A 346-nucleotide genomic window follows, 5' to 3' on the forward strand; every position below is an offset into this window, starting at 1 on the left:
GGTAAGAAACCCACGGAACTGACAGATGGGCCGTTAGCTCAGTTGGTTAGAGCAGCCGACTCATAATCGGTTGGTCACTGGTTCGAGTCCAGTACGGCCCACCAACATGGCATTGTTTTATCGATGGTGACTGTAGCTCAGCCGGTTAGAGTTCCGGATTGTGATTCCGGAGGTCATGGGTTCGAATCCCATCAGTCACCCCAATGGGAACGTGGGCAGAGCGGCTTAATGCAGGAAGGCTGGTCATAATAGACAAAGCCACCGTTGCCCGGTGCGTCAGGCAAATCCGGCGCCGAGGTTTACCGTACGTTCGAATCGTACCGTTCCCACCCAACAGAATAGGAGG

Annotated in this window: 2 tRNA genes; both read left to right on the forward strand. The window is 54.3% G+C overall.

Annotated features, from left to right (window positions below):
* The first annotated feature begins 27 nt into the window (after nucleotides 1-27).
* Nucleotides 28-104 (forward strand) — tRNA-Ile (locus AC1RPN_RS08700).
* 22 nt (nucleotides 105-126) lie between these two features.
* Nucleotides 127-203, forward strand: a tRNA-His gene (locus AC1RPN_RS08705).
* Nucleotides 204-346 lie beyond the last annotated feature (143 nt).

Source organism: Dellaglioa sp. CoH-57-MRSF-20, from assembly GCF_056781955.1.